The organism is Pseudomonas sp. Irchel 3H9 (genome assembly GCF_900187495.1).
In the GTDB taxonomy this organism is placed as follows: domain Bacteria; phylum Pseudomonadota; class Gammaproteobacteria; order Pseudomonadales; family Pseudomonadaceae; genus Aquipseudomonas; species Aquipseudomonas sivasensis.
Window position 1 is genome coordinate 305,032 of the sequence record NZ_FYDK01000001.1, and the last position, 22,890, is coordinate 327,921.

At 60.7% G+C, this 22,890-nt stretch carries 20 protein-coding genes; 5 read left to right on the forward strand and 15 right to left on the reverse strand.

Going from position 1 to position 22,890, the window contains the following annotated elements; translation table 11 throughout:
- The first annotated feature begins 5 nt into the window (after positions 1–5).
- Genes CKW32_RS01510 through CKW32_RS01525 form a run of 4 tightly spaced genes read left to right on the forward strand, consistent with a single transcriptional unit; the run spans position 6 to position 4,766 of the window.
- Positions 6–1,517: an efflux transporter outer membrane subunit gene (locus CKW32_RS01510; protein WP_095183876.1), complete on the forward strand. Its 1,512-nt coding sequence runs from the start codon at positions 6–8 to the stop codon at positions 1,515–1,517.
- A 10-nt stretch (positions 1,518–1,527) separates the two neighbouring features.
- A complete protein-coding gene (locus tag CKW32_RS01515; protein ID WP_032886340.1) occupies positions 1,528–3,705 on the forward strand; it encodes an FUSC family protein in 2,178 nt (725 codons plus the stop codon).
- Complete coding sequence (locus CKW32_RS01520; RefSeq protein WP_032886341.1) at positions 3,695–3,895, forward strand: DUF1656 domain-containing protein; 201 nt, start codon at positions 3,695–3,697, stop codon at positions 3,893–3,895. The genes CKW32_RS01515 and CKW32_RS01520 overlap by 11 nt, the downstream gene beginning before the upstream one ends.
- 10 nt (positions 3,896–3,905) lie before the next feature.
- On the forward strand, positions 3,906–4,766 hold the full coding sequence (locus CKW32_RS01525) for an HlyD family secretion protein (RefSeq protein WP_095183877.1): 861 nt from the start codon (positions 3,906–3,908) through the stop codon (positions 4,764–4,766).
- A 57-nt stretch (positions 4,767–4,823) separates the two neighbouring features.
- On the opposite strand, the gene CKW32_RS01530 is transcribed toward CKW32_RS01525, so the two are convergent.
- The 4 genes from CKW32_RS01530 to CKW32_RS01545 form a co-directional block, all read right to left on the reverse strand.
- Positions 4,824–5,279: a hypothetical protein gene (locus tag CKW32_RS01530; protein WP_256585194.1), complete on the reverse strand. Its 456-nt coding sequence runs from the start codon at positions 5,277–5,279 to the stop codon at positions 4,824–4,826.
- On the reverse strand, positions 5,269–6,195 hold the full coding sequence (locus CKW32_RS01535) for an NAD synthetase (RefSeq protein WP_095183878.1): 927 nt from the start codon (positions 6,193–6,195) through the stop codon (positions 5,269–5,271). Before CKW32_RS01535 ends, CKW32_RS01530 begins: the two co-directional genes overlap by 11 nt.
- A 105-nt stretch (positions 6,196–6,300) precedes the next feature.
- The gene (locus CKW32_RS01540; RefSeq protein ID WP_032886344.1) at positions 6,301–6,702 is read right to left on the reverse strand and encodes a hypothetical protein; all 402 of its coding nucleotides are present in this window, start codon (positions 6,700–6,702) and stop codon (positions 6,301–6,303) included.
- Positions 6,702–7,883, reverse strand: coding sequence for an MFS transporter (locus CKW32_RS01545; RefSeq protein WP_095183879.1), 1,182 nt, complete (start codon positions 7,881–7,883; stop codon positions 6,702–6,704). The genes CKW32_RS01540 and CKW32_RS01545 overlap by 1 nt, the downstream gene beginning before the upstream one ends.
- Positions 7,884–7,994: 111 nt before the next feature.
- Here CKW32_RS01545 and CKW32_RS01550 point away from each other — a divergent pair, with 111 nt between their 5' ends.
- The gene (locus CKW32_RS01550) at positions 7,995–8,852 is read left to right on the forward strand and encodes a LysR family transcriptional regulator (RefSeq protein WP_032886347.1); all 858 of its coding nucleotides are present in this window, start codon (positions 7,995–7,997) and stop codon (positions 8,850–8,852) included.
- On the opposite strand, the gene CKW32_RS01555 is transcribed toward CKW32_RS01550, so the two are convergent.
- The 11 genes from CKW32_RS01555 to algK all read right to left on the reverse strand — a co-directional run bounded on the left by CKW32_RS01555 (position 8,849) and on the right by algK (position 22,826).
- Positions 8,849–9,661 (reverse strand): SDR family oxidoreductase, encoded by an 813-nt coding sequence (locus CKW32_RS01555; protein WP_032886348.1) that lies wholly within the window; start codon positions 9,659–9,661, stop codon positions 8,849–8,851. The two genes, CKW32_RS01550 and CKW32_RS01555, sit on opposite strands and share 4 nt — an antisense overlap.
- A gap of 14 nt (positions 9,662–9,675) precedes the next feature.
- Positions 9,676–10,140, reverse strand: a complete 465-nt coding sequence (locus tag CKW32_RS01560) for a multidrug transporter (RefSeq protein ID WP_095183880.1) — start codon at positions 10,138–10,140, stop codon at positions 9,676–9,678.
- A gap of 457 nt (positions 10,141–10,597) precedes the next feature.
- Positions 10,598–12,049 carry a mannose-1-phosphate guanylyltransferase/mannose-6-phosphate isomerase gene (locus CKW32_RS01565; RefSeq protein WP_032886351.1) on the reverse strand — a complete coding sequence of 484 codons (1,452 nt, stop codon included), beginning with the start codon at positions 12,047–12,049 and terminating at the stop codon, positions 10,598–10,600.
- A 148-nt stretch (positions 12,050–12,197) separates the two neighbouring features.
- Positions 12,198–12,854: an alginate O-acetyltransferase AlgF gene (locus CKW32_RS01570; protein ID WP_032886353.1), complete on the reverse strand. Its 657-nt coding sequence runs from the start codon at positions 12,852–12,854 to the stop codon at positions 12,198–12,200.
- Between the two features lie 16 nt (positions 12,855–12,870).
- Entirely contained in the window at positions 12,871–14,058 is a 1,188-nt protein-coding gene (locus CKW32_RS01575) for an alginate O-acetyltransferase (protein WP_032886354.1), read from the reverse strand.
- A gap of 11 nt (positions 14,059–14,069) precedes the next feature.
- Entirely contained in the window at positions 14,070–15,602 is a 1,533-nt protein-coding gene (locus CKW32_RS01580; RefSeq protein ID WP_032886355.1) for an MBOAT family protein, read from the reverse strand.
- 214 nt (positions 15,603–15,816) lie between these two features.
- Positions 15,817–16,926, reverse strand: coding sequence for a mannuronate-specific alginate lyase (locus CKW32_RS01585; protein WP_095183881.1), 1,110 nt, complete (start codon positions 16,924–16,926; stop codon positions 15,817–15,819).
- Between the two features lie 8 nt (positions 16,927–16,934).
- Complete coding sequence (locus CKW32_RS01590; protein WP_032886487.1) at positions 16,935–18,383, reverse strand: alginate O-acetyltransferase; 1,449 nt, start codon at positions 18,381–18,383, stop codon at positions 16,935–16,937.
- A gap of 11 nt (positions 18,384–18,394) precedes the next feature.
- Entirely contained in the window at positions 18,395–19,963 is a 1,569-nt protein-coding gene (gene algG, locus CKW32_RS01595) for a mannuronan 5-epimerase AlgG (RefSeq protein ID WP_095183882.1), read from the reverse strand.
- Entirely contained in the window at positions 19,963–21,447 is a 1,485-nt protein-coding gene (locus CKW32_RS01600) for an alginate export family protein (RefSeq protein WP_032886361.1), read from the reverse strand. The genes algG and CKW32_RS01600 overlap by 1 nt, the downstream gene beginning before the upstream one ends.
- A complete protein-coding gene (algK, locus tag CKW32_RS01605; protein ID WP_095183883.1) occupies positions 21,444–22,826 on the reverse strand; it encodes an alginate biosynthesis TPR repeat lipoprotein AlgK in 1,383 nt (460 codons plus the stop codon). Before algK ends, CKW32_RS01600 begins: the two co-directional genes overlap by 4 nt.
- Positions 22,827–22,890 lie beyond the last annotated feature (64 nt).

The window sequence follows — 22,890 nt, forward strand, 5'->3', positions numbered from 1 at the left end:
TTGCCGTGCCGCGTCGCATCAGCAGAGAGCTGAAGACTCTCAGTGTTTGGGCCTTATCGTTAGCAATCAGCGGCTGCATCGGAACCGGAGGAATCGCCCCCCAAGGCCACGCGTTGAACGCCAATACCCTGGCCACCGACGAAGCGATCCAGAGCGCCGCCCAGGACGCCCATTGGCCCACCGCGCAATGGTGGCAAGCCTACGGCGACCCGCAACTTAACCATTGGGTCGAACTCGCCACGCACAGCAGCCCGAGCATGGCCATCGCCGCCGCGCGGGTGCGAGAAGCGCGGGCGATGGCCGGGGTTGCCGAGTCGGCCGAGTCGTTGCAGATCAACAGCGACACCACCCTCAAGCGCCACAACTGGCCCAAGGATCAGTTCTACGGCCCCGGCGAACTGAGCGGCGCCAACACCTGGGATAACAACTCATCCTTGGGCCTGAGCTACGCCCTCGATCTGTGGGGCCGCGAAAGCAACGCCACCGAGCGTGCCGTCGATCTGGCGCACATGAGCGCTGCCGAGGCGCGCCAGGCCCAGTTGGAATTGCAGAACAACGTGGTGCGCGCCTATATCCAGCTGTCGTTGCACTACGCCAACCGCGATATCGTCGCCGCTACGTTGGCCCAGCAGCAGCAGATCCTCGACCTGGCCAACAAACGCCTTTATGCCGGGATCGGCACCCATTTCGATGTAAGCCAGGCCGAAACCCCGCTGCCGGAAACCCACCGCCAACTGGACGCCCTCGACGAAGAAATCGCCCTGAGCCGTAACCAACTGGCGGCCTTGGCGGGTAAAGGCCCGGGGGAGGGCGCGCAGTTGCAACGGCCGAGCCTGTCCCTTGCCGCGCCACTGAAACTGCCGTCCACCCTGCCTGTGCAGTTGCTCGGCCAGCGCCCGGATGTGGTCGCCAGCCGTTGGCAAGTGGCGGCCCAGGCCCGTGGCATCGATGTGGCTCACGCGGGTTTTTATCCCAACGTGGATCTGGTCGGCAGCCTCGGCTACATGGCCACCGGTGGCGGCATGCTGGAGTTTCTGGCGGGCAAGAAATTCAACTACAACGTCGGTCCGGCGATCACCTTGCCGATCTTCGACGGCGGCCGCTTGCGTGCCGAGTTGGGTGAAGCCAGCGCCGGTTACGACATCGCCGTTGCTCGTTACAACCAGACCCTGATCAATGCGCTCAAGGGCATCAGCGACCAGTTGATCCGCCGAGAATCCATGGACAAGCAACAAGGCTTCGCCGCGCAATCGGTGGCCTCGGCGCAGAAAACCTATGACATCGCGATGATCGCCTACCAGCGCGGCCTCACCGATTACCTCAATGTGCTCAACGCCCAGACCCTGTTGTTTCGCCAGCAACAGATCGAGCAGCAGGTCCAGGCCGCGCGCTTGAGCGCACACGCCGAGCTGGTGACCGCCCTGGGCGGTGGCCTCGAAGCAGGCAAGGACGCACCGCAGGACGCCAAGACCCTCCCGAGCAAAACCCCGGCGGCCCTCGCCGTATTCGATCACTGAGTAGGTTGTAATGACTCCCTTGCCTGCACCGCTGCGCTGGCTGCATTCCCTTGAGTGGCGCCGTGGTTTTTTCGACTGGGCACGCAGCGACGGCGTGACCTGGGTGTACATCTTCAAGGTGTTGATCGCCGCGTTCCTCACTCTGTGGCTGGCCATGCGCCTGGAGTTGCCGCAACCGCGCACCGCGATGATCACCGTGTTTATCGTGATGCAGCCGCAGAGCGGCCAGGTGTTCGCCAAGAGCTTTTACCGCTTCCTCGGCACCCTGACGGGCTCTGCGGTGATGGTGTTGTTGATCGCCTTGTTTGCGCAGAACACCGAACTGTTTCTGGGCGCCTTGGCGATCTGGGTCGGCATCTGCACCGCCGGTGCGACGCGCAACCGTAACTTCCGCGCCTATGGGTTTGTGCTGGCCGGTTATACGGCGGCGATGGTTGGCCTACCGGCGCTGGCCCATCCGGATGGCGCCTTTATGGCGGCCGTTTGGCGAGTACTGGAAATCTCCCTGGGAATTATCTGCTCCACGCTGGTGAGCGCTGCGATTCTGCCGCAGACCTCCAGCGCCGCCATGCGCAATGCCTTGTATCAGCGCTTCGGGGTGTTCGCGCAGTTCGTCACCGATGGCTTGCGCGGGCGCAGCCAGCGTGAAGGCTTCGAGGCCAGCAACGTGCGCTTCATCGCCGAAGCCGTGGGCCTGGAAGGGCTGCGCAGCGTTACCGTGTTCGAAGACCCGCATATGCGCCGGCGCAATGGCCGGCTCAGTCGCCTCAACAGCGAATTCATGAGCATCACCACGCGCTTCAATGCCTTGCACCAGTTGCTCGAACGGCTGCGCACGGATGCTGCGGATCACGTGGCGGCGGCGATCAAGCCCGGCCTGCAGGACCTTGCCGAAGTGCTCGATGGGTTCTCCGGTCGCGCATTAACCAGCCCCGATGCGGCACGCCTCGTCAACCAACTGTCGGCCTACAAAGACGGCCTGCCGGCCAAGGTACGCAGCCTGCGCACGGCCTTCCAGGAAGGTGAGCCCACTGAGGCCGAGCAACTGGATTTCCATACCGCCTACGAGTTGCTTTACCGCTTCGTCGACGACCTGCACAACTACGCGCAAACCCATGCCTCACTGGCCGACCACAGCCATGCGCGGGAAGACTGGGACGAAGCCTACACGCCGAAAACCAATTGGCTGGCCTGCGCCGCTTCGGGGATTCGTGCGTCGTTTATCCTGATCGTACTCGGCAGTTATTGGGTGGCGACCGCCTGGCCCAGCGGCGCCACCATGACCCTGATTGCCGCCGCCACCGTCGGCCTGTCAGCCGCCACGCCCAACCCGAAACGCATGGCGTTCCAGATGGCCTGCGGCACCTTGATCGGCGCGTTGGTGGGCTTTGTCGAAATGTTCTTCGTGTTCCCGTGGATCGACGGCTTCCCGCTGCTGTGCGTGATGCTCGCGCCGGTGATCATCCTCGGTGCTTTCCTCGCCTCACGCCCGCAGTACGCAGGCGTTGGCGTGGGCCTGCTGATTTTCTTCAGCACGGGCTCGGTGCCGGACAACCTCACGGTTTACAACCCCTATACCTTTATCAATGACTACATCGCCATGATCATCGGCATGCTGGTGTGCGCGGCCGCCGGCGCGATCATCCTGCCGCCCAATAGCCGCTGGCTGTGGCGCCGCCTGGAGCAGGATCTGCGCGAGCAGGTGGTGTACGCGATCAGCGGCAAGCTCAAGGGGTTGGCGTCGAGTTTTGAAAGCCGCACCCGTGACCTGTTGCACCAAGCCTATGGCCTCGCCGTCGGTCAGCCGCAGGTACAACGTGATTTGCTGCGCTGGATGTTTGTTGTGCTGGAAGTCGGTCACGCGATCATCGAGTTGCGCAAGGAACAAGCGATCCTGCCAGTGCACCCGGCCTATGCCGAGTCCCAGCCGTGGCGCCAGGCGATCCGCGTGATGGGCCGCTCGCTGGTGCGGCTGTTCCTGCAACCCAGCGCGAGCAATCTGGAGCGCGGCCTGATTGCCGTCGACCACGCGATCAGCCGCGTGCAGGCCACCGACGAACCCTTCGCCCCACACTTCGACACCTCGGCGCTGCGCCGGGTGAAGAGCTACCTGCACTTTATCCGCACCTCGTTGCTCGACCCGCAATCGCCGCTGGCGGCCCTTAAAGGATCCCCCCATGCCCCGTGAAATCGCGTTCCACGGCCTCTACATGCCGACGATGACCTTGATGTTCCTGATCGCTGCGGGCCTGGCGTGGGCGCTGGACCGCTTCTTGGCCGGCTTCGACCTGTACCGTTTTTTCTGGCACCCGGCGTTGCTGCGCCTGAGCCTGTTCGTTTGCCTGTTCGGCGCCCTGGCGCTGACCGTCTACCGTTGAGAATGCCCCGATGAAAAAGTTTTTCAGCCTGCTTGCGACCCTGCTGGTATTGGCTTTGGCGATCTGGATTGGCCGCACGTTGTGGGTGCACTACATGGAAACCCCATGGACCCGCGACGGCCGGGTACGCGCCGACATCATCAACGTCGCGGCGGACGTTACCGGCGAAGTGATCGACGTGCCCGTGCGCGATAACCAATTGGTCAAAAAGGGCGACCTGCTGATGCAGATCGACCCCGAGCACTACCGCATTGCGGTCAAGCAAGCGCAATCGTTGGTGGCCTCGCGCAAAGCCACCTGGGAGATGCGCAAGGTCAACGCCCACCGCCGCGCCGACCTCGACGCCTTGGTGATCTCCAAGGAAAACCGCGATGACGCCAGCAACATCGCCGACTCGGCCCTGGCGGATTACCAGCACGCGCTGGCACAACTCGAAGCGGCCGAACTCAACTTGAAACGCACCCAGGTCGTGGCGGCGGTGGATGGCTACGTCACTAACCTCAACGTGCATCGTGGCGACTACGCGCGCATCGGTGAAGCCAAGCTGGCCGTGGTGGATATGAACTCGTTCTGGGTCTATGGCTTCTTCGAAGAAACCAAGCTGCCCCATGTGAACGTCGGTGACAAAGCCGATATGCAGTTGATGAGCGGCGAGACGTTGAAGGGCCACGTAGAAAGCATCTCCCGAGGCATCTACGACCGTGACAACCCCGAGAGCCGCGAGCTGATCGCCGATGTGAACCCGACCTTCAACTGGGTGCGCCTGGCCCAGCGCGTGCCGGTGCGAATTCACATTGATGAAGTGCCGGAAGGCGTTTTGTTGGCGGCGGGCATCACCTGCACCGTGATCGTTAACCAAACGCCGAACTGAAATGTGGGAGGGGGCTCCCACATTCGATTTTTGTTGATAGGCAGATTGGGCACCGCTTCAGGTTTTTGCGTTCGCTCTGAACTTTCTTCGACGTTTGACCCGCAGCATGCTGACGAATCGGCGGTGGTTTCTTGTATTTAAAATCAGCAGGCAGAACAGCGATTGAAGTAGTGGAAATAATGCAAACAAAGTAACCGGGTTGTTTCCCAAGTAGCCTGCTGAAAGCAAGGCGTTCAGTGCCGCGACGCCTGCAAGCAGTGGCGGCCCAGAGCGAAACCCCACCGCCACCAAGGTCAGGCCAATGCACATGGCCAGTAGCAGTGCCATGCTTGCCACGACCGCATATTCGACAGGGAGATGATTTATTCGGGCGTAATACGACAGGCTATGTGACAGGTTGCCTGAAATGCTGACTAAGTTCATTGAGATCCCCATACCCACAGTGAATGCAAAACGTCGGGTGTATCGAGTTAACGTTCGGGGATCTTGCAGGGTGTTGATGTCATTGTTCATGGCTGCTGAACTCTTCATAAATGCCGATAACAATAGGGTTGATATTTCCGGACAGGCCGCTGCCGGTAACTGCCAGAGCGGCACCCACCTGATCGGAGAGTTGAATGAGAAGGTCTTGGCGTAACTGGCCGTTGTTGAAGCGCTTGGGGAGTGTTCCGGCCAACTGCTTTAACCGAATTATTTCGCCAGAGTGACGAGGGTTCTGCAGGCGCAGAACTTCGTATGTCAGCTTTGCGCGTTCCTGTCGGCTCATACGCCTCAAAATGTCGGTCAGGTTGCGGCCTGTCGTATTTTTGATAGTCATGACAGTCTTTACCGTGACAAATGTCGTGCTGCCCGCACCCACCAAAGAAATGCCATCCAAGGCTACGGTCATTGCCTGATACCAACTAAGGCTGTCGTAATAGTCGTTTTCAGATGGGTTGGTTAGTTCTTTGTAGGTTCTCCATATGCCGTTGCCACATTGCAAAGCACTGGCGGCTGCAGCGGTATAAGCAATGTAACTAATTGCAAGGCTGGAACCTGCACTGATAGGCGCTGACGCGATGCCTACCTTGGCAACGATAATCCCAATCACAGCCCCACTGCATGCCAAGGCCATCCCCGCTGCCTCGCGCCATAGCTGCGACTCGCGCGGTGAGTTTGCCAACCACTGCGCATACTCATCGGCAGTCATCACCGGCCGCGCCACTTTCCGCAGAATCACCCTCTTAGGCCTGATGCTGCACAGCGGCACAAACTCGCGCAGCACCGTCACCTGATAGCCGCTGCCGATATGCACCACACCTGCCCCGACGATGGTCGGGTCGGCATCAATGGTTCGATACAGTTTGGGCAGGTCCAGCAGGCTGGTCAGTCGCTGGCGAGTTGTGGTGTGCGCATCCGGCACCCCGCTTCGCAGGAAATCGCTTGGCATCCTTTCACCTGTGAGTAGACAGAGGTGAAAGAGCCTGGGGATAGTTTCCTGGTAATGATGTCGGGCCGTTCGCTATTTTTTGTAGGAGCAGGCCTGTGAGTTATTTCATGGCGCTACATAAGTTTCATGCAAATGCCGCCACAACAGCGCGCCACTCGCCTGCTTCTCAAACACCACGGTCGCGCGGCGATCGGTCCTAGTGCCGCTGTCATCCACCTGAAGCTCCCGATAAGTCACCGTGGCCCCGCGTGCATGTCGGTCAATCCCGGTCATTTCACTCAAGGTGATTTTCAATCCCGGGCGCATTCCGCCCAGGCGAGTGAACAGCGCGTTGACCCCGGCGGCATTGACGCGTGTGCCGGTGGCGGGGGCGATCATGCTGAACTCTGGCGAGAAGCGCGCAAGCAGGTTTTGCAGGGTGCCTTCTGGCGCAACCCCGGCAAACCATTGCTCGATCTCGACGTGGGTCTGGATCACTTCTTCAAAAAAATCGCTGTAATCGATCATCAGGGAGACTCACTGGCAGGGTGGAGCAATGTGCGGACCCTGGACGCATCCAGGCGCAGCACTGCAAAAAGAGGCAGCAGGGTCAAGGCTGCTGCAATCGTGAAGGTTAAGGCGTAAGAATCCAAGGCCGACAACAGCGCACTGAGTGCGGCTGCGCCCAGGCAAAAGCTGATTTGCCGATTGATATTCCACAAAGCGCTGGCGTGGCCCATGCGTTCGGCGGGGATGTCGAGAAACGCCAGCGTCTGTGCCGTGCTGCTGCACAAGCTGCCGCCCAGGCCCATCAAGGCGTAGGCCGGAATAATCAGGGCCGGTTCGTTCAACACCAGAATGCCGCTGCATTGCAGCGCCATGCCCGCCATCAGCAACGGTTTTGGCCCGCAGCGATTGAACAGTTTTTTGCCGAGGAAAATCGCCAGTGCCGAGGCCATTGCCCAAGGCAGCATCAGCGCACCGGTTTGGGTGGCGTCGTATCCAAGGTCGTGAAGGTAGAGGATGGCGATCAGGCTGGTGCCGATGAATACGCCGGGAATGAACAAATAGACCAGCATGGCGATTCGCAGCATAGGGCTGCTGACCTGTTTGAAAATACGGCTCACCTCCAGCTTGGGACGTACACGCGTGGGGGTGTCGGGTTTTATCCACAGCTGTGCGAGCAGCAAGGTGATCGATGCCAGCGGCAGGTTGGCATAGAAGATCCAGCGCCAGGAGAGGCTGTCGACAATCAAGCCGCCCAACGCCGGTGACAGTGCGGGAACCAACAGCGCCACCGACATCACCCTGGCCGTGAGTTGGCTGCGCTCTGCGGGAGGAAAATGCCGATAAGCCATCGCCTGTCCCACGGGGATCAACAGGCCGCCGCCCAACCCTTGCAATAAACGCCAACCGATCAGCGCTTCAATCGAACTCGCCTCCCCCACCATTACCGACGCCCCGGCAAACAGCAGCAAGCTGACGACCATCAAGCCGCGCTCACCCATCATGGCTGCCAGCCATACGCTGAACGGAATAATCACGGTGAGGCCGAGCATGTAGGCGTTGCCCACCCACGCCAATTGTGTGACCGAGGCGTGCAATTCGCGGGCGATATCCGGGTAGGCGACCGTGGCGACGAACATGTTCACCAGGTCGAGGGCAAAGCCCAGTAAAAAGATCCAGGTGACTTTCGAGGGGTAGGTCATGGGCGCGATCCTGCAAGAGAGGCCGGCAGGGTAGGCGTCACGGCGGGTTTGGGATACGCCGCTTTGGCTGCTACTTTGTCAAAAATATTTTGACAAAGGAGGGCCCGGCTGATGGTAAGCCTGGACCGATTCGATACGTTCAAGGCCGTGGTCGAGGCCGGCTCGCTCACGGCAGCGGCCGATCTACTGGGCCAGACCCGCGCCGTGGTCAGTTTCAACCTCAAGCGCCTGGAAGCTGAACTCGGCGTCACCTTACTGACCCGCAACACCCGTCAGCTGGCGCTGACCGATGCCGGCGAACGCTTCTACCTGCGTTGCACACGCGTGCTCGAAGAAGCGCAATTGGCCGTGGAAGAAGCCCGCTCGGAGCATGCCCAGCTCAAGGGCACCCTGCGCATCACCACCACAGTGGAATATGCGCTGGCCGTGGTTGCCCCGGCGGTGGAAGCTTTCCGCAGCCAGCACCCGGACTTGAACATTCACTTATCCACATCCTCCACTCACGCTGATTTGATCTCCGAGCGCTTTGATGTGGCAATAAGATTGGGGCGGCTGCTGGATTCCAATCATCGCGCGGTGCAGTTGTCGACGTTTGAGGTGTTTGCGGTAGCGGCGCCAGCGCTTGCCGGGGCGCAAACGCTGGATGAGCTGGAACACATGCCCAAGCTGGGCCATGGCCGTTTGACGGAGCTGAGCGTGACCGACCCTTCGGGTGGCGAGCATCAGTTCCGCACCGGGCCCGCTGCACTGGTGGCCGACAGCGCAGCAGTGCTCCAGGCGTTTGCCGTGCGCGGCCATGGAGTGGCAGTCCTGCCGCAATGGCTGGTACAGGATGACCTGGAGGCTGGGCGATTGATCCGCTTGCTGGCAGACCATCGTTTCGCCCCACAGGGGGTTTATGGGGTGTATCCGGACACGCGGCACCTGCCCCTGAAAGTGCGGGCGTTTATTGATTTTATGAAGGGTTAAAGCTTTCCGGCCAAGCCGAAGCGCTTTTTCAATACGGTCTCAAGCAACCCCTTGGGCAACAACGCCGCCATCAACGGCAACGCCCGGCTGCCGTTGCCCGAGCGCAAAAGGCGCGGCGGCTGTGGTTGTTGCACCGCCTTGAGCACATCCGCCGCAAAAACCCTGGCCGGGGTTGGCTTGTCCTGAGAGGCCTGGCTGCGTGCACGGATACCTTCGCGCAACGGCCACCACGGCGATTTTTCGTTGATCAACAGCTCGGCCTGGGCGCCGGCGTTTTTTGCAAAGCTTGTATCGATGGCGCCAGGTTGCACTTCCATCACTCGGATGCCAAAGGGTGCCAGCTCCATGCGCAAAGCATCGCTCAAGGCATGCACTGCTGCCTTGGAGGCGCAGTAGGCGCCGGCAAACGGGGTGACCAATACGCCGGAAACGCTGCCGATATTTACCACCAGGCCTTTGCTGCGACGCAGTGCGGGAAAGAACGCCTGGGTCACGCCGACGATGGAAAACACATTGGTCTCGAATTGCCGCTGCATCGCTTCTGTGCCGCCATCGAGCAGCGGGCCCATGGCGCCGTAGCCGGCATTGTTGATCAACACGTCCAACTCCCCCCATTGCTCGGCCAGGTGTTGCAGGGCGGCGCTGTCGTTAACGTCCAGTTGCAGGGCGTTGAAACCGGCGGCGCTAAGGGCGTCGACGTCGTCCTGGCGGCGGGCGCTGGCCCATACGTCGAAGCCAGCAGCCTTGAAGGTATCGGCCAGGGCGCGACCGATGCCGCTGGAACATCCGGTGATGAGTACGTTGGGCATGGATCAGTCCTTTGTCAGTCCGAGAAGCTGCCTTGCAGGTGCTCGGCACGAAATTCCAGGGTTTGCGGGCGGTAACCGGGGCGCAGCGGTGGGGTGGGAAGACAATCGTCCCAAGTCGCGCCGGCCTGCAATTCGCCGGGGCCTCGATAGCGCGGGGCAGCATAGACGTTATCGGCCAGGTTGACCGTGTCGCCCGGCGCATAGGCGGCGACGCGCCAGCGCAGTTCTGTCAGCGGCACGTCGTTGCCGTTGTTCAGGGTCAGTTTCAGCGGGCGGTCGGCGGGGCAGTCCTGCGGGGCGTAGGTGATGCGCAGTTCAAGACGGGCCAGTTGCGAGGCTTCGCGGCTGTCCAGCCAGACCACCCAGACGGCCACGAGACCCAGGCCTGCTAAGGCAGCAAGGGAAACCGGAAGGGCCTTGGCCGGGTAGCGTAGCAGGAGGATCAGCCAGGTGATGATCAGGAGAACGCCGAAGAACATGGAGACCACCTCGAATAGGGAACGAGCATCCTAACTTAAGCGTAGGTGGGATTGGCTACCTTGAGTGCTGTGGTGGGCGTGCCGGCCTCATCGGGGGCAAGCCCCCTCCCACATTTATCCGCGTACAGCACTTTGGAGTGCGGTCGAATGCAGGAGGGGCAAGCCCCCTCCCACATTTATCCGCGTACAGCCTTTGGAGTGCGGTCGAAGGTGGGAGGGGCAAGCCCCCGCCCGCATTTATCCGCGTACAGCCTTTGGAGTGCGGTCGAATGTAGGAGGGGCAAGCCCCGCCCACATTTATCCGCGTACAGCCTTTGGAATGCGGTCGAAGGTGGGAGGGGGCTTGCCCCCGATGAGGCCCTCACAGCCAGCGCAAATCCCAAACAAAAAGCCCCCACCCAACCCACTGCGGATAGGGGACGCAATGGGCTGGGTGAGGGCTTCTTGTACGACTGTTTTACTGCGCGATAGTTTTCACCGACACGCCACGTTCAACCGGCGTCGAGCGACCGTAGATATCTTCAAAACGCTCGATATCGTCTTCGCCCAGGTAGCTGCCCGATTGCACTTCGATGATCTCCAACGGGATCTTGCCCGGGTTGCGCAGGCGGTGCACCGAGGCGATCGGGATGTAGGTGGACTGGTTCTCGCAGAGCAGGAACACGTTCTCGTCACAGGTGACTTCGGCAGTGCCGCTCACCACGATCCAGTGTTCGGCGCGGTGGTGGTGCATCTGCAGCGACAGGCAGGCGCCCGGCTTGACCGAGATGTGCTTGACCTGGAAGCGTCCGCCCATGTCCACAGAGTCGTAGGAACCCCACGGACGATAGACTTCGCAGTGGTTCTGGGTTTCGCTGCGGCCCTGTTCGTTGAGGGTGTTGACCATCTGCTTGACGCCCTGGACCTTGTCCTTGTGGGCAATCATCATCGCGTCCTTGGTTTCCACCACGACGATGTTTTCCAGGCCGATCACCGACACCAGTTTGCCGTTGCCGTGGATCATGCAGTTCTTGCTGTCCTGGATCACCACGTCGCCCTTGGTGACGTTACCGTTGGCGTCTTTATCGTTGACCGCCCACAGCGAAGCCCAGCAACCCACGTCGCTCCAACCGGCGCTCAGCGGTACGACGCAGGCGCGTTGGGTTTTTTCCATCACGGCGTAGTCGATGGAGTTGTCCGGGCAGCAGGCGAAGGTGGCTTCGTCGAAGGACACGGTGTCGGCGTCTTGCTGGCTGCGTTCAAGGGTCAGCACGCAGGTGTCGTAGATGTCCGGATCGTGCTTTTTCAGCTCTTCCAGGAAGCGGCTGGCGCGGAACAGGAACATGCCGCTGTTCCAGAAATAACCGCCGCTTTTGACGAACTCGACGGCGCGTTTTTCATCGGGTTTTTCCACGAACTGCTGCACGCGGCTAACGCCTTCGGGCAGCAGCGAATCGTTGGTGGACTTGATGTAGCCGTAGCCGGTTTCCGGACGGGTCGCCGGTACGCCGAAGAGCACCATCTCGCCACGTTCGGCAGCCACGGTGGCCAGGGCCAGGGCGCGTTGCAGGGCTTTCTGGTCGTCGATCACGTGGTCGGCAGGCAACACCAGCATCAGCTCGTCACGGCCTTCGTTGACCAGCATCATCGCGGTCAGGGCCACGGCCGGCGCGGTGTTACGACCGAACGGTTCCATCAGGATGCGTTGGCATTCCAGTTTACGGTTGGCCAGTTGCTCGTTGACGATGAAGCGATGGTCCTTGTTGCAGACCACGATCGGGGAGTCCATGCCTTCGAACACCAGGCGTTCCAGGGTTTGCTGGAACAGCGTGTGCTCACCGGTCAGGGCCAGGAATTGTTTTGGGAACTGTTTGCGGGAAAGCGGCCAAAGACGTGAGCCGCTACCACCGGAAAGGATTACTGGGATCATGTGTTTCTCCTTGAATCAATTGGGTCAGAGCCTGTGGGAGGGGGCTTGCTCCCGATGGCGGTGATTCAGTCAGCACATCTGTTACTGAACCACCGTATTCGCGAGCAAGCCCGCTCCCACAAGGGGGAGCGTCAATTTCAAAAGCTAATCAGCGGGTCGACACCGGGCGCTTGACCCAAACTGGCGACAAGCTCGAACCCGAGCCGGTGACATACAGCACCGCCGCTTCACCACGTTCCAACGCAACCGGCTTCACATCGCCGACTTTCTTGTCACCGTCATACAACGCCAGGCTCACCTTCACCGGGTTGATTTCGCGCTCGCCACGGCCTTTGGCAGCCACCGACTTGACCACATCAGTCTTGCCATCGGCGGTCTTCAGGGTCAGGGCCTTGTCGCTGAGGTTCTGCACGCGCACCAGAGACTTTTGCTTGTTCTTGAACGGCGGTTCCTCGATCAGTTGAGGTTGGCCGCTGCCGCTGTTGACCAAGGTGTAGTAGTGATCGGCGGCGAGTTTGACCGGCAGGCTCTGGCTACCAACCTTGGCGCTGTAGTCACCGCCCGGCATGAAGCTGAAGTCGCTGCTGGCCAGTGGCGCAACCTCGTTGAGATTGGTGTTGCCGACGGTGGCGCTGACTTCCTGGTTGCTGGCGTTGTAGATACGTACGAAGCTCGAACCTTTTGGCGCGGTAGGGCCGTAGAGCGCGGCATCACCACCGGCGAAGGCGGACAGGGATACGAAGCTCAGACCGGCAGCAATAGCCAGGGTTTTAGCGAGACGACGAGGAGTTGTAGTGAAAGTCATGTGAGTTACCTCTCTTTCAGTTTTGCGCCCGGTCGGGCGTCTCGGATTTCTGATTTTTAATAGCTGGGGTGTTCAGTGCCATGTTCTGTTGGCGCGAACCGGCTTGTTTAAGTTGCGCAACCCACGCGGGGTCGGCATCACCGATTTCGTTGTTTACGGGCAGATAACGTTCAGGAAACTCCCAGATCAGCACCTGTGGCGGGCTGTTCTTGAAGTCATCACTTTTCAGGTAGCTGAGCATCGGCAGGATCGGGCCGTGGCCGTCTTCGGAGTAGTTGATGACGTCGCTGCCCAAGGCTTGCTTGAGCGCACCGACAAAGTTCCAGTTCGGGTTGGCGCTGTAGCTGGTGCCCACGAGTGCCACCGGGGTTTCGCTGTCGGCAAACAGCGCGTCGTCGCCTTTGGTTTCGGCCAGGTGCGTGACGCGTTTTTCCAGCGGTTCTTTGGGCGGCATCAGGTTTTCGAACAGCGGGTCCAGGGGCAGGAACAGACGCAGGTCGCCTTTGTGTGGCTCGGTCTTTTCGGCCTCGGTGACAAAGCGCTGTGGCTCGCCGTGGAGCGGGGTCTTGTCGGCAATCGCCTTGGCCAATTGCTTGGCGGCGACTTCGGCACCGTCCGGTGTCCAGTGGGTGTCGGTGCGCAGGAACACTTGCTTACCGCTCAGCTTGGCCTGTTGCAACGGGCCGAGCAGGTCGGGAGCAGGGATGTTGTCTGCGGCAACACGGGCATGGAAGTCCTGGTACAGATTGGCGTGGATGCTCGCCGGTTTTACTTCACCCAGGTGTTCCGGGTACAGGCGCACCTTGGCCGGCACGATGGCCATCACCAGTTGGATGCCTTGGGCCTTGAGCTTCTGGCGTACGCCTTCGACCAGCGCGTAGTTGCCTTGCAGGTTCTGGTCTTCGTTGACGGCGGGGTTGAACTCCTCGTCGCTGTACAACCAGTGATCGCGGCCCAGCACCACGCCAGGGCGGCCTTCATTGAACAGCTTGTAATCCAGCGCCGCCCAGAGGTTGGTGCCGAGGCGCTTGATCGGGAACTCGTCGTCGTAGTGAGTCTCGACGGCCTTGGTCCAGCGGCCGTTGAGCACCGTGGCCTCGGCGTTGGTGCTGAAGCCAAAGAAGCTACGCAGCGACCAGGCGCCCAGGGCCAACAGCAGCACCATGAACAGGCTGATATAGAGGACGCGTAATGAACGGGTCATGGTCGGCTCCCTCAGAATTGGAAGTAAAGGAACGGCGAGAAACTCTGCGCCGACAGTTTGAGAATCGACGCCACGAACAGCAGCAGCACCGCAGCGCGCATGGCGTAGCGTGGCCAGTCAGCGGTCCAGTAGGCCGGTTGCACGGCGGCGTCCTGGCCAACGGTGAAACCTGGCTGGTGGATGCTGCCGGGGTTGTCGCCGGGTACCGCCTTGATCAGGCTTGGGTCGACAGGCTTGGTTTTTTCAGCAGGGCGGTTGGTGTAGAAATCGCGCAGGCCGAAGAACGCCAAGGTTGCGTACGCCACCACCAGGGTTGCCACTTGCAGGCCAGTGAGGTTGGCGCGGTTGAGTTCCGACAGCGACCACTCACCAAAGCTGAACATCGCACCGTACATACGGCCGGCGACGTGCAGGTTTTCGGAGCGGAAGATCACCCAGCCCATTACCACCAGCAGGAAAGTGAAGGCCCAGCGGAGGACGTTGAAACTGCGCGGCGCGGTATTGAGGCCAATGGCTTTTTCAATCGCCAGCCACATGCCGTGCCAGGCACCCCACACGATGTAAGTGATGTTCGCACCGTGCCACAGGCCACCGAGCAGCATGGTCAGGAACAGGTTGCGGTAGGTGGTCAGCGTGCCTTTACGGTTGCCGCCCAGAGTGATGTACAGGTAGTCACGCAGCCAGGTAGAGAGGCTGATGTGCCAGCGGCGCCAGAACTCGGTGATCGACTGGCTGATGTACGGCTGCTTGAAGTTTTCCATGAAGCGGAAACCCATCATCAAGCCCAGGCCGATGGCCATGTCGCTGTAGCCGGAGAAATCGAAGTACAGCTGCGCGGTGTAGGCCAGCGCGCCGAGCCAGGCATCGCCCGTGGTCGGGTTTTGCAGGGCGAAGCAATGGTCGGCCACCACCGCGAGGGTGTCGGCGATGAAGACCTTCTTGATGAAACCCTGCATGAACCGCGTGCAGCCCTCGGAGAACTTGTCGAGGGTGTGGGTGCGGTTGTTGAACTGGTCAGCCAGGTCGCGAAAACGCAATACCGGGCCGGCGATCAAGTGCGGGAAGATCGCCACGAATGCCGCAAAGTCGATCAGGTTGCGCGTCGCCGGAGTGTCGCCACGGTACACGTCGATGATGTAGCTGATGGACTCGAAGATGTAGAACGAGATCCCGATCGGCAACAGCACGTGGGTCAGGATGAACGGCTCCAGGCCGGCTGACTTCATCATCACGTTGATGCTGTCGACGCCGAAGTTGGCGTACTTGAAGTAGCCGAGGATGCACAGGTCGACCACCACGCCCAGCAGCAGCCAGCGTTGGGCCGGCTTGGTGCGCACGCCGGCTGCACCGACCTTGAGGCCGATCCAGTAGTTCCACAGCGTCACCGCCGCGAACAGCGCCAGGAAGTCCACTCGCCACCAGGCGTAGAACACGTAGCTGGCAATCAGCAGCAGCAGGTTGCGATAGCGTTGCCCGCTCAAGTAGTACAAGCCGAGAAAGATCGGCAAGAACAGAAACAGGAACACATTGGACGAGAAAACCATCCCGATCTCTCCATGTTTAACCAACAGTCAAGGGCCGCAGCCCCCCCAAACCCCCCACGAAAATACGGGGGGCGGTACAACAATTTCACTGGCAAGCGCGGTTCAAGTGTGGGAGGGGGCTTGCCCCCGATAGCGGTGTGTCATTCAACACAGAGGGCGACTGTTACACCGCCATCGGGAGCAAGCCCCCTCCCACATTTCTAACCGTGTTCCGTCAGCTGCCTTTGTTGCCTTTTTCGTGCGACGGGTCGTAGACCTTGGTCAGGTCACCCCCGAGGCGGAAGGTCTTGAACGGCTGCATCCCGTGCTTGCGCTCCACCACATCCGGCGCGCAGGTGTAGAGGGTGCAGAAGGGTTCGAGCCAGGCGAATTTCATGTCCTGCTTCAAGTCCTTCATGTCCTGCTCTTTACCGTTCTTCTGTTCGAAGATCTCCGGATCCTTGACCCCGGCCAGCACTTTGTCGCCCAGGCGTTTGAGCGCGCTGTTGTTTTCCTGGCGCAGATCAACACCGTTGACCAAGGCAAAGCTGGCGATCATCGACAGCGGCGGCAGGGCGTAGTTGTGGTACGACAGGGCGCGTTGCTGACGCTTCAATTCGTTGGGCAAGAAGCCTTGGTCGTCGACCTGATTCACGCCGACCTTGTATTCCTTGACCGCCCAATCAAACAGGTCGCGACGGTTGGTGGCGATGGACGTAGCCATCACCGACCAGGCGGCCCAGTAAGAGTGGTTGTTGGTTTTTTCCAGGGGCAGATTGTCCCAATCGCTTACCACTTGGTTGGCCAGTTTGTTGAACCAGGCTTCGATCAGCTGCGATTCCTGCTGGTGATTGGCCAGCGGGTGCGAGTCGGAGAACTTCAAACGCACATAGGCCGAAGCCATGCTGCCCAGTGCCCATTTGCGCATGGACTTGCCGGTGTGGTTGAAGTCCTTGGACATCAACGCATCGGCCTTGGCCCACGACACCAGCCAGTTCAAGGTGCATTCAAGCTGCTCTGGGCGACCGTCACGCATGAACTGCATCACGCGTTTGCTGGTGTCTTTTTCCAGCTTAGTGATGTCGGCCGTGCTGTCACGAAAGGCTTTTTCCGACTGCACGTTCAGCGTGGAGCGGGCCTTGTCGGAGCCTTCGTACTTGCTGCGAAACTGCAGAGGCCCGGTGTAGGGCGTCGGCATGGTGTCGCAGTTTTCCTTGAAGTCGCCCGTCTTGAACGCTTCGATTGGTGCGAAGTAGCCCTGGGGCGGACGCAGTGGGGCGGCGGCGTTGACCGAGCCGGCGAAGATCGCCAGGCCCAGCAACGATGGAATCCATAACTTCTGCATAAGTAACCTCATTGCCCGAGTGAGGCAGTCTTCTGACCGCCGCTTGGGAATACGTTGCGTGTGCAAATTTTCGCTTCGACCTTCTGCGCGGCAGCGCCCGCTTCGGGGCCCTGCACTTCCACGGCCAGCAAGTTCTGCGAGGCCCAGTCTTCATCGGTGCGCAGTTCAAAGGCGAAACGCCCGTCTGTATCGGATGTTTCGGGTTTCTCGATCTTGATGTCCTCGTGGCGCCCGTTCATGTACCAGAGGGTGGCTTGCAAGGTTTTCACCGATGGATCGGCGAAGCGGATATCAACCTGATGGTTGGCGTTGCGCAGGTCTTTGTTCGAACTGTTAACCATCAATTCGTTCTTGCCGGGTTTCAATGTAGTGCTCGCGGTCATCTGCGCGGTCTTGCCTTCGCAGCCGTTGTCGAGCAGCGACATCATCTGGCGGTAGATGGTCTCCTGGTCCAGGCGATACAGCGGCGAGAATTCCCAAATAAGGATTTTCGGCGGGGTCTTCTGGAATTCTTCGCTGCCCAGGTACTGGATCATCGAACCTTCCAGGCCACCGCCGGGGAAGGCCACGTTGAGGATGTCGGCACCGATTTCCTGCTCCAGGAAGCCGGCGAAGTTGTAGTTCTTGCCGCTGTGGCTGGTGCCCACGAGGGTGATCTGCGGGTTGCCCGAGTCGCCGAACAGGTCGCCGTCACCGGCTTCGCCCTTGGGCTCGGTGGTGAACTGGTCCATGTACTGGATCGCGTAGCTGGTGCCGCACAATTGCCCGGCCATGTTGTGCAGGGTGCCGGTCTTGCCCATGCGCCCGGAGCGCTTGGTCTCGAATTCACGCTTCGGAATATCGGCAAACTCAGGCATCGCACGCACTTTGGCGCCCACGATTTTCGCAGTGCGCTGGGCGCCGTATGGGGTCCAGTGCTGGTCGCCACGGAAGTAGAAATCGTGGGCCGGCAGTTCATCCGGCAGTTGCTCATTGGTGAGCGGCGACAGGTCCGGCACCACGTAGCCCATCTTGGCGAAACGGCCGAGCATGGTTTTGTAGTTGCCCAGGGCCTTGTCGAAGTCGAACTTGGCTTTCTCTTCAGGGTTGAGCTTGTTGCGGTTCACCAGGCCACGGGTCGGCTGGTAGACCACCACCAGTTCCACGCCCTTGGCCTTGAACGCATCGTGCAGTTGTTGCATGCGTTTGTAGCCGGCGGGGCTGGTGTCGAATTCGGTACGCAAGTCTTCCTGGGTACGGAACAGCCAGTCGCCCTGGGCTTCTACCAGGGTGGTGAAGTTCTGCTGGTAGCGCGTGGTGTAGTTCTTCGCGTCATGGGCGGCCGGGCACAGGCTGCAGCACGGTTCGGCGGTGAAGGTCGGTGCCTTCAGTTCGTCGGCGCGTACGCCCTGGCTGGCCGCGAGCAGGCCGAGGGTCAGACCCGAGAGGCTCAGCAGTTTGATCATGTGTGGGTGCATAAGGGTCATCCTCAGTCCTGCATTTCGGTCTGGCGTTCGACAGGGTCGATCAGCACGGCTTTCTGCTGGCGTACCAGCAGGTCGAGAATTTCTTCCTGGCGTTCGCCTAGGACGCCGGAGAAGCTGATGCCACTGGATTTGGTCGGCGCCAGCATCGACACGCGATACAGCTCAATGCTCAGCGGCGAGTCGATGGACAGCGGCCCGCTGCCGTTCCCTGCCAGCTCACCGCCGACCACGATCAGCGAGACCTTGGCGTCGAATGGGTCGAGGGCGATGTCGCGGTCGGTGTCGGTCAAATCCTTGATGTGGCCGTACACGCCGGTCAGGCCGTTGGCCATCGAGGTGTTTTCGTACAGCTTGATGTTCACGCTGTTACGCACACGAATGCCGTGGCGACGGTTGCTGATCACCTTGTTGCCCCACAACAGGTTGTCGCCGCTCTCATAGAGGGTGATGCCGTCAGTGTGGTTGCGGTAGATCTCGTTGTCGGCGATCAGGTTGTTGACGCTATTACGGTCGATCACCAGGCCCGACAGCTTGTTGTCGTAGCTGCGGTTGTTGAAGATGAAGCTGTCGTTCACTTCACGGGAAATGATGATGCCGTGCTTCTTCTTTGTGCCGTAGACGGTGTTGTCCGCGATGATCAGGCCGTGGGAACGGTCGTGGGGGTCAATGCCGTAGACGATGTTGTCTTTGTAGGTATTGCCCTTGATCACGAAGCCCGTGGTCTCATAGCAGTAGAAGCCGTACCACATGTCCGAGAACTCGGAGTCGATGATCCAGCCGGTCGGTTCAGGGCGCTTGAGCACCTTGGCCATGTTCGGCGTGTACTGGGAAATACTCACCCCGTACGACTTACTGTTGGCGTAGCCGAAACTGGCCATCTTGGTCTTGGAGATGTACGTCTCGGTGCCGCCCCAGGCCAGCAGGAACGGGCGGAATTCCTTCGGCGACTTGAACAGCGCCGGGCCGTTGGCCTCTTCGTCCCAACCGGTGATTTTGGTGTCACGCACAAACAACTGGCCGTCGTTGATCAGGAACGAACCGGCCTGTTGGGACAGGCGCAGCTCCTGGGTCTTGTTATCGATGTCCAGGATGCCTTTGCGCCCGACCACGATCGGCAACTTGGCCAGGAACACACCCGGCGAGGTTTCGCTGAAGTACTGCTTGGGCACTTTACCCAGCAAGTCTTTGAGGTTCATGTAGCCGTCGTCGACAAAGATCGCCTGTGGAATGCCGTGTTGGCGCACCACCCATTCGGCCATCTTGTTGTCGCCGCCGATAAAGTCCTTGAGGGCGTCTTCCTGCATCATGCGGCGGATGCTGATTTTGCCGGGCTTGCTGCGCACGATCTTCTTTTCCATCGCGGCGGCGGTGTAGCCCGACAGGTCCGGCAGGGTCGGCTTGGCCATTTCCAGCGGCGCCGTAGGCGGGCTGGAAATGGTGTAGGTCTTGGCCTGTTGCAGTTCCTTGGCGATGGTCGGCGCCTTGGCCGCCGTATCGGCGAACGCTGTGGCGCTGGCCATCAGCATTGCCGCGACGAGTAGGCTTTGAGCATTCATTGCGCAGGCTCCCATCAGAATTTCCAGACCACGTCGACAAAGGCGCGGTGCATGTAGGAGTCGACTTTGCTGCCGTAAGCGTCGCCCGGTTTGAACACACCGGCACGGAAACGCACCAGGGCCGAGGGTTCGTCAACCGACTGGCTGAGCGCGGCCGGCAGAAGGCCTTTCTTGAAGTACTTGGTGACGACCAGGTCCATCTCTTGACCGAGGTCTTTCTTGCCGTCGGCCAGTGGCAAGGAGGTGCTGGCGACGATGTCACCGGCGGCGTCGGTGGTGTTATCCAGCGCGGCAATGCCGTTGCTGCTCACCGGCTTGTTGCCATCCACGCGCCAGAACTTGTGGTACACCAGGCTGGCGTCGTAGTCCTCGCGCAACTGCCAGGACCCGAACAGGCTCATGGACTGCATGTTGTTCATCTCGCCGCGAAACGCTTCGCCGAAGCGGTGCACGCGGGACTGAGTACCTGTCCAGTTCGAACGGTTGCTTTGCAGGCCGTTCTGCTCGTAATCGGCGCTGGCGCGGGAGTAAGCCGCACCCACTTGCCACTGCGGGTCGAGGCGCAGGCGCACGCCGATATCGGTGGCCCAGCCGCTGAGATTGTCACTGCGCTTGGCCTGATCAGGGCTCGAACCGTCGGACTTCAACGCGTTGACCTTGTCGCGGTCGCCACGCATGCCCGTCACGCTCGCCCAGTAGTTGACGGTGTTGGTGTTGCGCCAGTTGTAGGCGTCGCTGTTGGCTTCGATGCCGAGCCAGGTCAGGTCGCCGTTTTCGCGCTTGTCCAACGAGTCGGTGGGTTGACCCGGTTCCGGGTAGTCGAGCTTGCCGTTGTCATGGGTGTGATGACCGCGCAGGCCGATCCACTGGCCTGGCGTCCACTGGTAAGCGGCGTCGGCGTAGAGGTGCTGGCGGTCCTTGTCGACAGGCGACAGTTCCTTGAGGTCGGTGCGGTATTCGCTGAAGCGTTCGGCGACGCCCACGTTGGCTTTGAGCAAGGTGGTGTCGAAGGTCCAGTTCAGCGCTTCGATGTTGGTGTCGCGCCATTGGCCGTCGTCATTGCGCAGGCGTTGGCGACCGAGCTTGAGGATCTCGCCAGGGTAGGGCGTGAAGCCGCTGTAGCCGACCCAGAATTCGCGCATCGCCAAGTAGTTCTTCTTGGTCTTGCGGTCGTTGTTGGTGGTTTGCTGGTTTTCGTCGTCGGCCGACTGTTGCAGGGTGTCGGTCTCGATGATGTCGCTCGATGCAACCGCCTGGCCCATGGCGTAGGCGCTCCAGTTGCCGCTTTCACCGTAGATCCAAGGGCGCAGGTCGATACCGACGCCGTTGACGTCGCCGCCTTTTTGCGTGCCCAGGTCGCGGTCATCTTCGGACTGGCCGGTGATTTTCACTTCCAGGCCGAAGTTCTTGGCTTCAGTCAGCGCGGCCAGGGTCGGGCACGACCACAGCAGGGCGAAGGTCAGGCCAATACCGGCCTTGACGAATGGGTTGAGCTTCATAGGGATTCCTCGCCGTCGTCTTCTTCATCCAGGGCGTGCAGTTGCAACGTGCTCTGGGCCAGGGTGCCGCGGGCGGCCAGTTCCTGTTGCACCAGGCGTTGGCCCTGGACGCGTTGTTCCGGCGTCAGCGGTGCTTCGAGCTGGGTGGCCAGCTCAACGGCTTGCGGGGTGTCCTGGGCTTTGGCCAATTGGCTGAAGACATAGGCGTTCAATGGGTCGGGCTTGGTGCCCTTGCCTTGGGAAAACAGTTGGGCGATGGCGAAGTCGGCGCTGTTCTGGCCGTTTCGCGCCGCGGTCAGCAAGTGGTCCAGGGCCTTTTGCGGGTAGACCTTGCCGAGGTAGCCACGGCGGTAGATCTGGCCGAGGTAGTAATCGGCAGCGACTTCCTTGCCCACGGCTTTTTCGAAGTGCGCTTCGGCGGCCTTGGCATCGGCCGGTACCCACTTGCCTTCGTAGTAGAGCTTGCCCAGGAGCAGTTCGGCGCGAGGCTGGTCGGCCGCGCGGCCGTTGTCGAGGTACTTCATCATTTGGTCGACGTCGCCCAGTTCCGGGAAGTCGTAGAGCAGTTGCGCGAGGCTGACCCAGGACGCCGGGTAGCCAGGGGCGATTTTTTCCAGCAGGGCCTGGGCGGTTTTTTCGTCCGGCGTGCCAAGGGTGGCATCGCCGAGCACACGGGCGACGCTGTCGACGCGCTGGGCAGTGACGGTGCCACGGCTGTAACCGGCTTCCATCTGCTTGAGCAATTCGGCCTGTTTTTCCGGCGCGGCTTGTTTCTGATAGACCGTGGCCAGCTCGACGTAGCAGATATCGGTGGTGTTCAGCGCGGCTTTGCAGATGCGCTCCACATCATCCAGGTGCTGGTCGTAGGTGCCTTGGGTGCGATACAGCAGCACTTGGGCAAGGCCTGCTTCCGGGTAACCGTCGGCCTGCCATTTGCTGATTTGCTGCTGGGCGTTCACATTCGGGAAGCTGTGCGGGTATTGCAGGTACAGCATCGCCAGTGGAATCAGGGTGTTGCCTTCACCATTGGCAAAGGCTTTTTTCAGCAGGCCTTCAGCTTCATGGTGCTCGGCTTCGGTGGAGCCAGGCTTGGCCACCAGCAGGCGCCCCAGGCGAGCCTGGGCGCGCGGCGAAGTGTCTGCCGCTGCACGGTAAGTGGCTTCGGCCTGTTTGATTTGCGCCGGATCGCGGGTGCCTACCTGGATATCGGCCAGGCCCACTTGGGCCTCGCTGTAACCCAGGTCTGCCAGTTGCTGGTAATTCTGCTGCGCGGTGACGGTGTCGCCACGCTTAAGCGCTTCATTGGCCAAGCGTTGGTCGGGCAGGCCGGCGCAACCGGCGAGGCTCACCGCAATAGCCAGCAACGCCACCGAACCCATTTGGGAGGGGGCTTGCTCCCGATACAGGCGACCCGGGCCGTCAGGCAAACCGCGCTGATCCCAT

Coding starts and splice junctions, on each gene's coding strand:
- CKW32_RS01575 (WP_032886354.1), bottom strand. CDS start 14,058: ATGACCCGTTCATTACGCGTCCTCTATATCAGCCTGTTCATGGTGCTG.
- CKW32_RS01565 (WP_032886351.1), bottom strand. CDS start 12,049: ATGATCCCAGTAATCCTTTCCGGTGGTAGCGGCTCACGTCTTTGGCCG.
- CKW32_RS01545 (WP_095183879.1), bottom strand. CDS start 7,883: ATGACCTACCCCTCGAAAGTCACCTGGATCTTTTTACTGGGCTTTGCC.
- CKW32_RS01515 (WP_032886340.1), top strand. CDS start 1,528: ATGACTCCCTTGCCTGCACCGCTGCGCTGGCTGCATTCCCTTGAGTGG.
- CKW32_RS01585 (WP_095183881.1), bottom strand. CDS start 16,926: ATGCAGAAGTTATGGATTCCATCGTTGCTGGGCCTGGCGATCTTCGCC.
- CKW32_RS01530 (WP_256585194.1), bottom strand. CDS start 5,279: ATGAACAATGACATCAACACCCTGCAAGATCCCCGAACGTTAACTCGA.
- CKW32_RS01555 (WP_032886348.1), bottom strand. CDS start 9,661: ATGCCCAACGTACTCATCACCGGATGTTCCAGCGGCATCGGTCGCGCC.
- CKW32_RS01590 (WP_032886487.1), bottom strand. CDS start 18,383: ATGCACCCACACATGATCAAACTGCTGAGCCTCTCGGGTCTGACCCTC.
- CKW32_RS01525 (WP_095183877.1), top strand. CDS start 3,906: ATGAAAAAGTTTTTCAGCCTGCTTGCGACCCTGCTGGTATTGGCTTTG.
- CKW32_RS01560 (WP_095183880.1), bottom strand. CDS start 10,140: ATGTTCTTCGGCGTTCTCCTGATCATCACCTGGCTGATCCTCCTGCTA.
- CKW32_RS01570 (WP_032886353.1), bottom strand. CDS start 12,854: ATGACTTTCACTACAACTCCTCGTCGTCTCGCTAAAACCCTGGCTATT.
- CKW32_RS01580 (WP_032886355.1), bottom strand. CDS start 15,602: ATGGTTTTCTCGTCCAATGTGTTCCTGTTTCTGTTCTTGCCGATCTTT.
- CKW32_RS01535 (WP_095183878.1), bottom strand. CDS start 6,195: ATGCCAAGCGATTTCCTGCGAAGCGGGGTGCCGGATGCGCACACCACA.
- CKW32_RS01550 (WP_032886347.1), top strand. CDS start 7,995: ATGGTAAGCCTGGACCGATTCGATACGTTCAAGGCCGTGGTCGAGGCC.
- algK (WP_095183883.1), bottom strand. CDS start 22,826: ATGGGTTCGGTGGCGTTGCTGGCTATTGCGGTGAGCCTCGCCGGTTGC.
- CKW32_RS01520 (WP_032886341.1), top strand. CDS start 3,695: ATGCCCCGTGAAATCGCGTTCCACGGCCTCTACATGCCGACGATGACC.
- algG (WP_095183882.1), bottom strand. CDS start 19,963: ATGGGAGCCTGCGCAATGAATGCTCAAAGCCTACTCGTCGCGGCAATG.
- CKW32_RS01600 (WP_032886361.1), bottom strand. CDS start 21,447: ATGAAGCTCAACCCATTCGTCAAGGCCGGTATTGGCCTGACCTTCGCC.
- CKW32_RS01540 (WP_032886344.1), bottom strand. CDS start 6,702: ATGATCGATTACAGCGATTTTTTTGAAGAAGTGATCCAGACCCACGTC.